Source organism: Pseudescherichia sp. L3 (assembly GCF_024656065.1).
Classification (GTDB): domain Bacteria; phylum Pseudomonadota; class Gammaproteobacteria; order Enterobacterales; family Enterobacteriaceae; genus Pseudescherichia.
The window spans coordinates 518,104-532,019 of record NZ_JANKYC010000001.1 but is presented as its reverse complement, the minus strand read 5'-3'; the positions used below and the strand labels follow the sequence as shown (position 1 = coordinate 532,019).

The following is a 13,916-nucleotide window of genomic DNA, read 5'->3' as shown; positions in this document are numbered from 1 at the left end:
AAGCGCCAGCGCCACCGGGCTTAACCATTTACGAATCAATACCTTTACTACGCAGATAGTCTTCGTAGTTCCCGCTGAAGTCTACGACGCGTTCAGGGGTGATCTCAATCACGCGGGTCGCCAGGGAGCTCACGAACTCACGGTCGTGGGAGACGAAGACCAGCGTGCCCGGATACATCTCCAGCGCCATGTTCAGCGACTCGATCGATTCCATATCCAGGTGGTTGGTCGGTTCATCCATTACGAGAATGTTCGGCTTCTGCATCATCAGCTTACCAAAGAGCATACGCCCCTTCTCGCCCCCGGAGAGCACCTTCGCTGGCTTCTTGATATCGTCCTGGCTAAAGAGCAGACGACCCAGGAAGCTGCGCACTACCTGCTCATCGTCCCCCTCCTGCTTCCACTGGCTCATCCAGTCGAAGACGGTGAGATCGTTATCAAAGTCGGCGGCGTGATCCTGCGCGTAGTAGCCAATTTTGGCGTTTTCTGACCACTTCACGGTGCCGCTATCCGGCTGCAGATCGCCCACCAGCGTTTTCAGCAGGGTGGTTTTACCCACGCCGTTGGCACCGAGAATAGCAATCTTCTCGCCCACTTCCAGCAGCAGGTTGAAATTCTTAAACAGCGGACCGTTATCGAAGCCTTTGGTGAGGGCTTCCACTTCCAGCGCGTTACGGAACAGCTTCTTATCCTGCTCAAAACGAATGAACGGGTTCTGACGGCTGGAGGCTTTTACCTCATCCAGCTTGATCTTATCGATCTGACGCGCACGGGAGGTCGCCTGACGAGACTTCGAGGCGTTGGCGCTAAAGCGGCTGACGAAGGATTGCAGGTCAGCGATCTGCGCTTTCTTCTTGGCGTTGTCGGCCAGCAGGCGTTCACGCGCCTGAGTCGCCGCGGTCATGTACTCGTCGTAGTTGCCCGCATAAACGCGCAGCTCGCCGTAGTCGAGATCCGCCATATGGGTGCAGACCATGTTCAGGAAGTGACGGTCATGCGAGATGATGATCATGGTGCTGTTACGCTCGTTCAGCACCTGCTCCAACCAGCGAATGGTATCGATGTCCAGGTTGTTGGTCGGTTCATCGAGCAGGAGAATATCCGGATCGGAGAACAGCGCCTGGGCCAGCAGCACACGCAGCTTCCAGCCGGGAGCCACTTCGCTCATCGGGCCGTAGTGCTGCTCTACCGGAATACCGACGCCGAGCAGCAGCTCGCCCGCACGGGACTCGGCGGAGTAGCCGTCCATCTCGCCGTACAGCACTTCGAGGTCGGCCACTTTATAGCCATCCTCTTCGCTCATCTCGGCCAGGCCGTAGATGCGATCGCGCTCCTGCTTCACTTCCCACAGCTCGCCGTGACCCATGATCACCGTGTCGAGCACGCTGAACTCTTCAAAGGCGAACTGATCCTGACGCAGCTTACCAATACGCTCGTTCGGATCGAGAGAGACGTTGCCCAGCGTCGGCTCAAGGTCGCCGCCGAGGATCTTCATAAAGGTGGATTTTCCGCTACCGTTCGCCCCAATCAGGCCGTAACGATTGCCGCCGCCAAACTTGACGGAGATATTTTCAAACAGCGGCTTACTGCCAAACTGCATGGTGACGTTGCTGGTAACTAACACGGTGTTATCCTGAAAATGTGTGACAAACTCTGCATTATGCCACAATTCCGAATCGAAATCGCGCAGGTGTGAACAGTTGCTACAATAGGGTGAGAGAAAAAAATGTGATTTCGTACACATCTCAATTCCATGCGCGTGGGAATGCACATATAATGCGCTCCCATCCTTTTGAGCATTCTTAACTAAACGGCCTGTGGCACAGAAACCTCGCATACCATGAATATGAAATTAACAACAATTTTAGCGGCGGCTTTCGCTGTAGTAGGGTTTTGCAAATCCGCGTCTGCTGTAACCTATCCGCTGCCGACTGATGGTAGCCGTCTGATTGGCCAGAACCAGGTCATCACCCTGCCAGAGAACAACAGCCAGCCGCTGGAGTACTACGCGGCCCAGTACCAGATGGGGCTGTCTAACCTGATGGAAGCTAACCCAGGTATTGACCCCTATCTGCCGAAGGGCGGTAGCGTGATGAACATTCCTCAGCAGCTGATCCTGCCGGACACCGTGCATGAAGGCATTGTGATCAACAGCGCCGAGATGCGCCTCTACTACTACCCGAAAGGCACCAACACCGTGATCGTACTGCCGATCGGTATCGGTCAGCTGGGTAAAGACACCCCGATCAACTGGACTACCAAGGTTGAGCGCAAGAAAGCCGGCCCGACCTGGACGCCAACCGCGAAGATGCACCAGGAGTACATTGCCGCCGGTAACCCGCTGCCAGCCGTGGTGCCTGCCGGTCCGGATAACCCGATGGGCCTCTATGCCCTGTACATTGGCCGCCTGTATGCTATTCACGGCACCAACGCTAACTTCGGCATCGGCCTGCGCGTGAGCCACGGCTGCGTGCGTCTGCGTAACGACGACATCAAGTTCCTGTTCCAGAACGTGCCGGTCGGTACCCGCGTACAGTTTATCGATGAGCCGGTAAAAGCGACTACTGAGCCAGACGGTAGCCGCTATATCGAGGTTCACAACCCGCTCTCTACCACCGAAGCGCAGTTTGACGGCAAAGAGATTGTGCCGATCGCGCTGACCAAGAGCGTGCAGAGCATCACCAGCCAGCCGGACGCCGACCAGAGCGTCGTTGAGCAGGCGATTCAGAACCGTTCCGGGATGCCGGTTCGTCTGAACTAAAATTTTCAGCAGTCAGTAAAAAGCCCGGCAATCGCCGGGCTTTTTTATTTTGCGTTTATTGTTGTGCCAGCTGGTTGCGGCGATATTCCCCCTGCCGCTCCAGCATCCAGCCTGGATACTCACGCGGCAGCGCGCTGACCGCATCCAGCTGTTTCAATTCCTCTTCGCTCAGGCGGATCTCCGTCGCGGCAATGTTATCCGCCAGCTGATCCGGACGTTTAGCGCCGATAATCACGCTGCTGACCACCGGCTGATGCAGCAGCCACGCCAGGGCGATCTGCGCTACCGACACGCCTTTGCTGTCGGCAATGTTACGCATCACGTCTACGCAGTCGAAGGCGCGCTCTTTCTCTACCGGCGGGAAGTCAAACTCTAGTCGGCGCCCGCCCGCTTCTCCGCTGCCGCTGCGGTCATACTTGCCGCTCAGCAGGCCGCCCGCCAGCGGGCTCCAGACCATCAGCCCCACGCCTTCGCTTTGCAGCATTGGCACCAGCTCACGCTCAAGGTCGCGCCCGGCGATGGTGTAGTAAGCCTGTAGCGAGGCGAAACGGGCCAGCCCCAGGCGCTCGGAGATGCCCAGCGCCTTCATAATCTGCCACGCCGCCCAGTTGGAGACGCCGATATAGCGGACATGACCGTGCTGAACCAGGTTATCGAGGGCGTAGAGCGTCTCTTCAATGGGCGTGGCCGGATCGAAGCCGTGCAGCTGGTAGAGGTCGATATGATCCAGCTGGAGTCGGCGCAGGCTCTCTTTGACGCTGCCGATAATATGGTAGCGGGAGCTACCGCGCGAGTTGACTCCGCCGGTGCCGGTTTCACCGAACACCTTGGTCGCCACCACCACCTCTTCGCGAGGGATCTTGAGGTTTTTCAGCGCCTGGCCGGTGATCTCTTCCGAACGCCCTTCCGAGTAAACGTTGGCGGTATCGATAAAGTTGATGCCCGCCGCGAGGGCGTCGCCCACCAGCCGCTCAGCGTCGTTCTGCCGCAGCTGACCAATCTTGCCCCACATGCCGCCTTCGCCGCCGAAGGTCATGGTGCCCAGGCACAGCTCGGAGACAAAGAGACCGGTATTGCCAAGTTTTTGATAACGCATAGAACGCTCCTTTGGGTGTCGATGAGTGTTCAGTAGTTATACTCCGACGCGCCGGATCGCGAATGTGAGGATCCTGCGCGTTTCTTGCCCAATCCTCTGAACTTTATCCTCGCGTCGCTTCACCAAAGACCGGATAGTCCGGCAGCTGCACGGTCTGGTACGGCTCCCAGCCGCCTCCCAGCGCCTTGTAGAGCGCCACCAGGTCGAGGCTACTCTGCACCCGCGCCTGGGCACGCTGCTGCTCGGCCTGCGCCAGCTGGCGCTGGGCATCAAGTACGTCAATGAAGGTGGCGATCCCCTGGCGGTAGCTGTCGCTGGCGAGATCGAACGCGCTCTGCAACGCCTCAATGGTTTTGCTCAGCCCGGCTTCGCGCTGCTGATCGGTGCGGTAGCTGACCAGCGCGTTCTCTACGTCACCCAGCGCGCTCAGCACCGTCTGGCGATAGTTGAGCGCCACTGCGCCCTGCTGCGCTCGCGCCAGCTTGACGCTGGAGACCAGTCGTCCGCCCTGGAAGATGGGAATCGACACCTGCGGCCCGAAACTGTAGAAGTGGCTGCTCCAGTCGGTCAGCCAGTCGGTTTCGCTGTTGCGCAGGCCAAACTGGCCGCTCAGGGTTAGGCTCGGGAAGAGCTGAGCCACCGAGACGCCGATCTGCGCGGTGGCCGCGTGCAGGTTGGCCTCGGCTTCACGCACGTCCGGTCGACGGCGGGCCAGCGTTGAAGGAATGCCGGTCTGGATGATATCCGGCAGCTTCGGCAGGGGCTGCACCGACCGTAGCTCTGCATTCAGCGCACCGGGTGGCTTGCCGATCAGAATAGCCAGGGCGTTCATCGCCTGCTGCTCCTGGGCCTGGTACTGCGGCAGCTGCGCCTCCAGGCTGCCGAGCTGTGCACGGGCGTTCTCCACGTCCAGCTGCGGCGACAGACCACCACGCTGGCGACTCTCGGTCAGGCTAAGCGTCTCCTTTGCGGTGTCGATCTGGGTATTCATGGTGGCAAGGATACTCTGCGCCCCGCGCAGCTGGAGCCACGCGCGCGCCACTTCCGCCTCCAGTGACACCAGCGCGTCGTTACGCTGTTCGATAGCCGCCTGCTGCTGAGCGTTGGCCGCCTCGACCTGGCGGCGCACCTTGCCCCACAGATCCAGCTCCCACTGGGCGTCGAAGCTGCCCTGGTAGAGATTCACCGGCTGGGTGAGCACCCCAAGGGCGTTGTTTATCTCGGGATCGACGTCCTGCAGCTGGCCATAAACGTCGTGGGATTTCAGCTCGCCCTCCAGCCCCAGCTGCTGCCGGGTGGCCTGAAGGTTGCCGTTTACCGCTGGCAGGAAGGCCCCGCCCGCCTGGTTGATCTGCTCGCGTGCGCCAGCAATGCGCAGCACGGTCTGCTGCAGGGAGAGGTTGCCGGCGATCGCCCGCTCGATCAGGCTGTTGAGCTGCGGCGAGTTAAAGGTGGTCCACCAGCGTGGATTTACCGCCTGGCTGGAAGTTTGCGACGGCACGGTTTTATCCCCGGCGTCGTTCCAGTGGCTTACCGCAGGCGGAACGGGTTGCTGGTAGTCCGGCCCCACGGCGCAGCCCGTCAGCAGCAGGGTGAGTAACGACAGCGTCGGGGTATGTATCCTGTGCATCTTAATGTGCTCCTGCGCTGCCTTCGCTCTTGATCGGCGAAAGCAGAAGACAAAACGGAATCAGTAAAAACGCCACGGCGCTGAGGATGGTAAAGACATCAACGTAGGCGAGAAAGCGCGACTGCTCAATCATGGTTCGATACATCTGCCCGGTTGCCAGCCCAAGCGGATCCCCCGGCAGCGCGGTGAAGTTGCGGATCGCCTCGGCCGTCTCGCGCACCGCCAGCTGGAACTGCTCGCTAAAGGGGGTGGTATGGGCGCTTAAATAGGCGCTGTGCACCTGGGCACGTTCGGTAATGGCGGCGGTTGAGAGCGAAATACCGATCGATCCGGCGACGTTACGGAACATGGTAAACAGCGCGGCGGCGTCGGCGTTGAGCTGGCGCGGAATGGTGACAAAGGCGATGGTGGTAAGCGGCACAAACAGAAAGCCGAGACCAATCGACTGCGCGCTGCGGAACAGCACCAGGGTTTCAAAATCAACGTCCGGGGTCAGATTGCGCGACCAGAAGAAGGCCACCGCCAGGCAGGTAAAGCCGAAGGCGATGATCCACCGGGTCTGCACCACCGGCATCAGCTTCAGCACCAGCGGGATGGTGAGTACGATCAGCACCGCCCCCGGCGAGAGCACCAGCCCGGACCAGGTCGCGGTGTAGCCGAGATCCTGCTGCGCCAGCTGGGGGATCACCACCGAGCTGCCGTAGAGGATCATTGCCATCCCTGCCATCAGCAGGCTGGAGACGGCAAAGTTTTTATCTTTCATGCAGTGCAGATCTACCACCGGCTTTTTAGCGTACATCAGCCAGTAGATGGCCCCGATAATGCCAATCAGGGTCAGCACGGCAAAGGTGCGGATAAAACCCGAGGCGAACCAGTCGTCGTCTTCGCCACGGTCCAGCATCACCTGCAAGCAGCCCAGACCCAGGGCAATCAGGCCGATGCCGGTCCAGTCGATGGTCAGCTTCTCTTCCGATTTGCGCTCCCAGGGTGGATCTTCCAGCAGCTGGTAGATCGCCAGCACGGTGACGATCCCCACCGGGATGTTGATAAAGAAGACCCAGCGCCAGGAGTAGTTGTCGGTGATCCAGCCCCCGAGGGTCGGGCCGAGCACCGGGGCAACGATGATCGCAATTGACGACAGGCCAAAGGCCTTGCCGCGATCCTCCGGCTTAAAGTAGTCCAGCAGCACCGACTGCTGGGTCGGCTGTAGCCCCCCGCCGAAGAAGCCCTGCAGGATGCGGAACAGGATGATCTCCCACAGCTCAGTGGCGATACCGCACAGGAACGAGCAGACGGTGAACATCACGATGCAGATGAGGAAGAAGCGCTTGCGGCCAAAGACGCGGCTCAGGAAGGCCGAGATCGGCAGCACGATGCCGTTCGCCACCAGGTAGCTGGTGAGCACCCAGGTGGATTCGCTGTAGCTCGCCGATAGCGAGCCGGCAACATGGGGCAGCGCCACGTTGATGATGGTGGTATCGAGGATCTCCATAAACACCGCGAGGGTGACGACAATCGCCACCGCCCACGGGTTACTGGCAGGACGCCAGCTCTCATGGCTGTGATCGGTCATTCCAGCGTCACCTTCGGCTCCACGGAGAGGCCCAGCGGCAGCGGCGGCTGGTTCGCGTCAAGGCCCTTATCAATGACGATCTTCACCGGCACGCGCTGGACGATCTTCACGAAGTTGCCGGTGGCGTTTTCCGACGGGAAGGCGGAGAAGCGCGATCCGCTCCCCTGCTGGATACTGTCGATATGCCCCTCCAGCTCAAGGTCCGGGTAGGCATCCACGCCGATAGTGACTTTATTACCGGGGCGCATCCGCTCCAGCTGCGACTCTTTGAAGTTCGCCACCACCCAAATATCAGGCGAGACCAGCGAGAAGAGCGCCGTGCCCGCCTGCACCAGGGTGCCGGTCTGCACGTTACGTTTGGTGACGAAGCCATCAAAGGGGGCGCGCACTTCGGTATAGGAGAGGTTAAGGTTCGCCGTCTCCAGCTGGGCGCGGGCCTGCTCAACCTGCTGCTCACGCGCTTCGACGTTGGTCTCCTGCTGGCGGATCTGCAGGTTAATCTGGCTTGCTACCTCAAGCTGGGCATTGGCGCTTGCCAGCTGGGCCTGAGCGCTGCGCAGCTGGGCGTTGGCGCTGTCGATATTTTGTTGGGTGGTCGCCCGCGGGTCAACACCGCGCTGGCGGCGATAGGCGGCTTCAGCGTTGGCTAAGTCAGCCTTGGCCTTAAGCACCTGCGCCTGCGCTTCATCACGCTGAGAGGGATACTGCACCTTTGAGAGCGCCAGCTGGGCCTGAGCCTGATGCAGCTGGGCGGTAGCCAGCCCAAGCTGAGCCTGAGCCTGATCGCGCTGGGCGGTGGCGTCCCGGGGGTCGATCAGCACCAGCAGATCGCCCTTCTTCACGCGCTGGTTATCCTTCACCCGCAGCTCGGTGACGTAGCCCGCCACCTTGGGCGCGACGGTAACCGCATCGCCTTCGGTAAAGGCGTCGTCGGTGGTCTCCTGGTTGCGGGTCATTAACCACCACACCAGCGCTACGATCACCATCACCACAACGACTACCCCCAGTATAATAAGCGGCTTCTTACCGGGGCGCTTACGTTCCTTGTTTTGAGTATCGTTTTGAGTATCGTTTTGATCTTTCCGATCGGTATTGTTCTCTTCCTGAGCTGCGTCAGGATTCTTTTCGTTATCAGCCATAGCGTTGCAACAGTCCTGTCGATGAACGGCGCGACATGTGCGCCGTTATCTAAAGTTAGGAGGTTGCTATACATTTGCCAGGAAAAACTGACAAATTCGCATTAACTGATAATAAGTAACCCATACCCTACCAGCGCGGCCCAGATCAGCAGCGGAATAGAGTAGAGATGGAAGCGCCACCAGATGCGGCGATTGTTGGCCATGCGCAGGGCGATCAGGTTCGCCAGCGAGCCGGGCAGCAGGCCGAAACCGCCGACGTTGACTGCCCAGGCCAGCAGCTGAGTGGGCGGGACGTAGTTCAACAGCAGAATGGTCGCCGGCACGTTGCTGATGACCTGCGACAGGCCGATAGCCGTGAGCCACAGGGCGGGCTGAGAGAGGTGCTCTACGCCGTTGAGCGATCCCTGGAGAGCGGGAAGCTGTACCAGCAGGTGGACGTCGATAAACATCGCCATAAACACCAGCAGCAGCGTCCAGTCCACGCTCTTCAGGACCTTAAAGGCCACGACCGCAAAGCCTGCGGCGACGATCAGAGCACCCCAGCCCTCATGCTTTAGCTCCAGCGAGATGAGGAACACTACATACAGCGCCAGGCAGGTCCAGAGCAGGCGCGGCTGCCATGACGGGGCCTGGCTGCCGCTGTGGTAGTTCAGGGCTTTATTAGGGAAAAAGAGCCAGCAGAGCAGCAGCAGGCTTGCCATCATCACTACCGCCAGCAGCGCCATCTGCCCGGTAAAGGCAGCAAATGAGAGGCCGGATCGCCCCCACAGCAGAATATTTTGCGGATTACCAATAGGGGTCAGCAGCGACCCGGCATTTACCGCCAGCGCTTCAAAGATGATTAGCCGGTTAACCGGGATTTCGCACAGTTTTCTGAGCGTCAGCGTGAGCGGCACAACTATAAACAGCGCTACGTCGTTGGTCAGGAAGGTGGAAAGCAGCGCGGCCGCCAGGGCCATAAACATGGCCAGCCGCCGCTCGGTGGCGAAGCGCCGGACCATTCGACGCCCCACGACGTCAAAGTAGCCGCTCTGCTCTACCCCTTTGGTGAGCATCATCAGTCCGCTTAGCGTCAGAATGGTGTGCCAGTCGATCGCGCTGGGCCACGCGGCCGGATGAAAGGGAACGAAAAAGCTCAGGGTAATGCCGATCAGGATCAGCAGCTGGAAAAAGCGATCGCGCGCCAGCGCGCGCACGAACGGCAGGGTCATTCCGCAGGATGCTCCTGCTGAAGGGTAAAGAGGCGAAAGCGTTCCAGCGTCTCCTCGCTAACGTGGTGCTCCATGCCTTCGGCATCACGGCGCGCGGTCTCCGGGCTTACGCCCAGCACGAGAAGAAAGCTCTCGACGATCTGGTGCCGTTCCCGGCTCTCCTGAGCCAGCTTCTCCCCCTCCGGGGTCAGGAATACGCCGCGCCAGGGGATCTGCTCGATCAGCCCTACCGTTGCCAGACGTTTAAGCATTTTTGCCACCGTCGGCTGGGACACCCCCAGTCGGGCAGCCATATCCACCTGACGGGCTTCCCCTACCTCGCGGATCAGATCGGAGATCAGTTCGACATAGTCATCAATCAGCTCCCGCCGGTGCGCTTCCCGCACCTGTCGAAAGCCCTCAACGTGCTCCTCGACATTCACCAGCTGCGTCACTTTTTTTGTTGTTGTCTTGCCTACGCGACGGCTCATTGGACTTCCTCATGGGTAACGCGATAAATGCATCATATACGGTTGCGCTCAGTGTAAACCATAAGTAGACCAGCACAAAAAATTTGGCTAATAGCCGTAGCTATACAATATAGCCTGTGCTATATCTGTATGTAATGCAGACAACCTTCGTAGATTGAACGTCACGATATCATGCATGAGGAGGTTGATATGAACGAACTCAAGAGGTGCCTAACCGTGTTTACCCACTCGCCATTCCAGGTCCGGTTGCAGTTGCTCAATATGCTGTGCGATATGTTTAACGGCAAACCGCAGCAGGACGATAAAAAATCCCATTAATGCGGCGTCGCGGTACGCCGCTTCATTTTTCTGTCACATTCTCTCGTCATACTGTCTCTCTGCCATAGAAAACCTTACTATTTGCTGATTTTGCAACCATCCTCGCAAAAGATTGCCCCGTAATCTGTTGATCTCCGTCTGCTCTCGCTCTATCTTCTCGCAGCCCTGCACAAATGCGGCTCGCGGATGCGGAACTCTTCCTCTTCTCCACGCCCTCTCCAGCAGGTTTTGACCCTCTACGCCAGGGTGAGCACATGGCGTTTTGTGATACAGCTATATGAATTTAACTATAAAAGAAACGCTTGCTGCCCGTAGCCAGGCTCTTAGCCCGTGGACGGGTTTCTATTTTCTTCAGTCGTTACTGATTAACTACGCGCTTGGCTACCCCTTTAGCCTGCTCTATACCACGGCGTTCGCCTGCCTGCTGCTGCTGCTGTGGCGTCATGCCCCGCGTGCGCAGAAGGCAATCGTGGCGGTTTTCTCTCTGCTTGCCGCCTCCTACTATCCGTTTGGCCAGGCCTACGGCGCACCCAACTTCAATACGCTGCTGGCGCTGCACTCCACTAACATGGAGGAGTCCACGGAGATCCTGACCATTTTCCCGTGGTACAACTACGTGATTGGCCTGTTTATCTTTGGCCTTGGGGTGATGGCTATCCGGCGTAAGCAGAGCGAACGCGCCACCTGGGGAAAATGGGATCACCTTGGCGTCGCCTTCTGTCTGGCTACCGTCTTTGTTGCCCCGGTGCAGAACCTGGCGTATGGCGGCATCTTTAATCTGAAAGATACCGGCTACCCGGTGTTTCGCTTTGTGAAGGACGTGGTGGTTAACAATCAGGAAGTGCTGGACGAGCAGAGCCGAATGGCGCAGCTGGCCGGCATGAAAGACAGCTGGAACGTGATGGGCGTTAAGCCGAAGTATCACACCTATGTAGTAGTGATCGGCGAGAGCGTGCGCCGCGATGCAGTGGGGGCATTTGGCGGCCACTGGCAGAACACCCCCTTCGCCAGCAGCGTCAACGGCACCTTTTTTACCGACTACGTAGCAGCCAGCGGCTCGACGCAAAAATCGTTAGGCCTGACCCTGAACCGGGTAATGGACAACAAGCCCCAGTATCAGGATAACTTTGTTACTCTGGCCAACCGGGCGGGCTTCCAGACCTGGTGGTTCTCTAATCAGGGGCAAATTGGCGAGTACGATACCGCCATCGCCAGTATTGCCAAACGCGCCGACGAGGTGCAGTTCTTAAAAAGCGGTGACTTCGAGGCCGATAAGAACACCCGCGACGAGGCGCTGCTGAAGATGACCGAGCAGGTGTTAAGCACTACCCGTAGCCAGCCGCAGCTGATCGTCCTGCATCTGATGGGCTCTCACCCACAGGCCTGCGATCGCACCGGCGGCAAATACACGGACTTTGTACAGTCGAAGGAGACCTCGTGCTACCTCTACTCGATTACGCAAACCGATACCCTGCTCAGCAAGCTTTACGACCAGCTGCGCAACAGCGGCAGCACCTTCTCGATGGTCTACTTCTCCGATCACGGTCTGGCCTTTAAGGAGCGCGGCAAAGAGGTGCAGTATCTGGCTCATGACGATAAGTTCCAGCAGAACTTCCAGGTGCCGTTTATGGTGATCTCCAGCGACGACACCCGCCACCGGCTGATCAAAGCCCGCCGCTCGGCCAACGACTTCCTCAGCTTCTTTTCGCAGTGGACCGGCATCACGGCCAAAGAGATCGCCACCCGCTACCGCTTTGTCTCTAACGATAAAGCCGGGCCAACCTGGGTGACCAACTTCAAGCTGCAAAAGGTGGATTACAACCATCTGGGCACGGACCTGTTTGAGACCCGCTCCCGGTAAGGGATAGCCACGCCCGGCGGCGCTCCGCTTGCCAATAAACTGCACCCATAAAAAAACGGCCCCTGAGGGCCGTTTTTGTGTCTAGACTATCACCGGAGTGATTAGAAGCGGTAACCCACGCCTGCGATCCAGGTGCCAACGTCAACGCTACGGATGCGGCTCTGCTCGTAGGAAACGTCGATAGCAACGTCTTCGATCGGGTTGAACTGCATGCCCGCACCGTAGGAGAAGCCGTAGTCGCTGTTGTCAGAATGGTTTACAACATCCTGAGACTGCTGGAATTTACCGTAGCCAACACCCACTACACCGTACACGCTTGCCCAGTCGTTCAGACGGAAAGCTGGACCAGCAGTTACGCCGTAGTACTGGGCTTTGTTGTACACGTTGCTTTCGGTACGATCTTTTTCAGTGTAGGTAAAGGAACCGATGTAACCCAGCGGAGTGTCGTTTTCGTAGCGATACTTCAGGTTGAAACCGTTAGCTTTGTTCGCCACGCCCTGCATGTCGCTCTGAGCATAACCGCCGGTAACAGTAGAGGTTGCCGCTACAGCGGAACCTGCGGATACAGCCAGAACAACTGCCAGTGCTGAAAGACATGCAATTTTTTTCATAACCACCTCAAATGTGCTTCAAGTAAGTCCTAAGTATTAAATATAACAAAAAAAAGTGAGAAACTCTTTGCGCATCACGCTGTCTAACGGGCCTTTTGATGTAACAGAACGTTTCCTCTTGCTCGTATCTCTTTCAAAAAAAAGCCTTTTTTCCGCTAATGCCGCTATTATGCCGCCATAAAAGCGACATATTCATCCAGATTATTCCTAAAGATACGGTGATTAATCCAGCAACTTGTCGCCATTGTACTGCTTTCGTGACATTTATTTTCAACGGCGTCTCAACCGCTGACATCTATTTCCATTACACTGCCCTCTTTACTCGGTTTGACATAAATTGACAGGAGAAAGGATGCCTGCTTTACCCCGGAAGTTGCCCACCTGGTTACCTATATTCATACTGCTTGTCGCGATGGCGTCGATTCAGAGCGGTGCCTCGCTGGCAAAATCGCTCTTTCCGCTGGTCGGCGCGCCCGGTGTGACCGCCCTGCGTCTGGCGCTTGGGACAATTATCCTCGTGATTGTTTTCCGGCCGTGGCGGCTGCGTTTCACGCCCGAGCAGCGTAAGCCGCTGCTATTTTATGGGCTGTCGCTGGGAGCGATGAACTATCTCTTCTATCTCTCTATCCAGACAGTGCCGCTGGGTATTGCGGTGGCGCTGGAGTTTACCGGCCCGCTGGCGGTCGCGCTGTTCTCCTCCCGGCGTCCGATAGACTTTATCTGGGTAGTGCTGGCCGTGCTGGGGCTGTGGTTCCTTTTGCCGTTGGGGCAGGATGTCTCCCATGTCGACCTTACCGGGGCAGCCTGTGCGCTTGGCGCAGGTGCCTGCTGGGCCATCTACATTCTCTGCGGCCAGCGCGCCGGAGAGGATCATGGCCCGGCCACCGTGGCGCTGGGCTCTCTGATCGCTGCCGTGGTGTTTGTGCCTCTTGGCGCGATTCAGGCAGGCGATGCGCTCTGGCACTGGTCGATCCTGCCGCTGGGCCTGGGCGTGGCCATTCTCTCTACCGCCCTGCCCTACTCGCTGGAGATGATGGCCCTGACGCGCCTGCCCACCCGAACTTTCGGTACTCTTATGAGTATGGAGCCTGCGATGGCGGCGATATCCGGAATGATCTTCCTGAGCGAAACGCTGACGCTTGTGCAGTGGCTGGCCCTGTCGGCCATTATTGCCGCATCCATTGGCTCTACGCTCACCCTGCGCCGTGAGAGTAAAATTAAAGAAGTTGATATTGGTTGATTATTT

The 13,916-nt window shown here is 58.2% G+C and carries 12 protein-coding genes; 4 read left to right on the top strand and 8 right to left on the bottom strand.

Annotated elements, in window-relative coordinates:
* Positions 1-28: 28 nt before the first annotated feature.
* The gene (locus NR795_RS02625; protein ID WP_222889980.1) at positions 29-1,624 is read right to left on the bottom strand and encodes an ABC-F family ATPase; all 1,596 of its coding nucleotides are present in this window, start codon (positions 1,622-1,624) and stop codon (positions 29-31) included.
* 216 nt (positions 1,625-1,840) lie between these two features.
* On the opposite strand from NR795_RS02625, the gene ldtB reads away from it, so the two are divergent.
* Complete coding sequence (gene ldtB / locus NR795_RS02620; RefSeq protein ID WP_222889979.1) at positions 1,841-2,761, top strand: L,D-transpeptidase; 921 nt, start codon at positions 1,841-1,843, stop codon at positions 2,759-2,761.
* Between the two features lie 55 nt (positions 2,762-2,816).
* On the opposite strand, the gene NR795_RS02615 is transcribed toward ldtB, so the two are convergent.
* The 6 genes from NR795_RS02615 to mntR all read right to left on the bottom strand — a co-directional run bounded on the left by NR795_RS02615 (position 2,817) and on the right by mntR (position 9,880).
* A complete protein-coding gene (locus tag NR795_RS02615; RefSeq protein ID WP_144813244.1) occupies positions 2,817-3,857 on the bottom strand; it encodes an aldo/keto reductase in 1,041 nt (346 codons plus the stop codon).
* Positions 3,858-3,960: 103 nt separating this feature from the next.
* A complete protein-coding gene (locus tag NR795_RS02610) occupies positions 3,961-5,487 on the bottom strand; it encodes an efflux transporter outer membrane subunit (protein ID WP_257757015.1) in 1,527 nt (508 codons plus the stop codon).
* A gap of 1 nt (position 5,488) precedes the next feature.
* The gene (locus NR795_RS02605) at positions 5,489-7,060 is read right to left on the bottom strand and encodes a DHA2 family efflux MFS transporter permease subunit (RefSeq protein WP_144813250.1); all 1,572 of its coding nucleotides are present in this window, start codon (positions 7,058-7,060) and stop codon (positions 5,489-5,491) included.
* Positions 7,057-8,199, bottom strand: coding sequence for an HlyD family secretion protein (locus NR795_RS02600; protein ID WP_257757014.1), 1,143 nt, complete (start codon positions 8,197-8,199; stop codon positions 7,057-7,059). The genes NR795_RS02605 and NR795_RS02600 overlap by 4 nt, the downstream gene beginning before the upstream one ends.
* Positions 8,200-8,300: 101 nt before the next feature.
* Positions 8,301-9,410, bottom strand: coding sequence for an anion transporter (locus NR795_RS02595; protein WP_257757013.1), 1,110 nt, complete (start codon positions 9,408-9,410; stop codon positions 8,301-8,303).
* The gene (mntR, locus tag NR795_RS02590; RefSeq protein WP_144813263.1) at positions 9,407-9,880 is read right to left on the bottom strand and encodes a manganese-binding transcriptional regulator MntR; all 474 of its coding nucleotides are present in this window, start codon (positions 9,878-9,880) and stop codon (positions 9,407-9,409) included. The genes NR795_RS02595 and mntR overlap by 4 nt, the downstream gene beginning before the upstream one ends.
* Positions 9,881-10,069: 189 nt before the next feature.
* Here mntR and mntS point away from each other — a divergent pair, with 189 nt between their 5' ends.
* On the top strand, positions 10,070-10,198 hold the full coding sequence (gene mntS, locus NR795_RS02585) for a manganase accumulation protein MntS (protein ID WP_144813266.1): 129 nt from the start codon (positions 10,070-10,072) through the stop codon (positions 10,196-10,198).
* A 277-nt stretch (positions 10,199-10,475) separates the two neighbouring features.
* Positions 10,476-12,059, top strand: coding sequence for a phosphoethanolamine transferase (locus NR795_RS02580; protein WP_257757011.1), 1,584 nt, complete (start codon positions 10,476-10,478; stop codon positions 12,057-12,059).
* 101 nt (positions 12,060-12,160) lie between these two features.
* On the opposite strand, the gene ompX is transcribed toward NR795_RS02580, so the two are convergent.
* Positions 12,161-12,670 (bottom strand): outer membrane protein OmpX, encoded by a 510-nt coding sequence (gene ompX / locus NR795_RS02575; protein ID WP_222889974.1) that lies wholly within the window; start codon positions 12,668-12,670, stop codon positions 12,161-12,163.
* A 352-nt stretch (positions 12,671-13,022) separates the two neighbouring features.
* Between ompX and rhtA the strand changes: the two genes are divergently transcribed.
* On the top strand, positions 13,023-13,910 hold the full coding sequence (gene rhtA / locus NR795_RS02570) for a threonine/homoserine exporter RhtA (protein ID WP_257757007.1): 888 nt from the start codon (positions 13,023-13,025) through the stop codon (positions 13,908-13,910).
* Positions 13,911-13,916: the final 6 nt, after the last annotated feature.

Coding starts and splice junctions, on each gene's coding strand:
- ldtB (WP_222889979.1), top strand. CDS start 1,841: ATGAATATGAAATTAACAACAATTTTAGCGGCGGCTTTCGCTGTAGTA.
- NR795_RS02615 (WP_144813244.1), bottom strand. CDS start 3,857: ATGCGTTATCAAAAACTTGGCAATACCGGTCTCTTTGTCTCCGAGCTG.
- NR795_RS02610 (WP_257757015.1), bottom strand. CDS start 5,487: ATGCACAGGATACATACCCCGACGCTGTCGTTACTCACCCTGCTGCTG.
- NR795_RS02605 (WP_144813250.1), bottom strand. CDS start 7,060: ATGACCGATCACAGCCATGAGAGCTGGCGTCCTGCCAGTAACCCGTGG.
- NR795_RS02600 (WP_257757014.1), bottom strand. CDS start 8,199: ATGGCTGATAACGAAAAGAATCCTGACGCAGCTCAGGAAGAGAACAAT.
- NR795_RS02595 (WP_257757013.1), bottom strand. CDS start 9,410: ATGACCCTGCCGTTCGTGCGCGCGCTGGCGCGCGATCGCTTTTTCCAG.
- mntR (WP_144813263.1), bottom strand. CDS start 9,880: ATGAGCCGTCGCGTAGGCAAGACAACAACAAAAAAAGTGACGCAGCTG.
- mntS (WP_144813266.1), top strand. CDS start 10,070: ATGAACGAACTCAAGAGGTGCCTAACCGTGTTTACCCACTCGCCATTC.
- NR795_RS02580 (WP_257757011.1), top strand. CDS start 10,476: ATGAATTTAACTATAAAAGAAACGCTTGCTGCCCGTAGCCAGGCTCTT.
- ompX (WP_222889974.1), bottom strand. CDS start 12,670: ATGAAAAAAATTGCATGTCTTTCAGCACTGGCAGTTGTTCTGGCTGTA.
- rhtA (WP_257757007.1), top strand. CDS start 13,023: ATGCCTGCTTTACCCCGGAAGTTGCCCACCTGGTTACCTATATTCATA.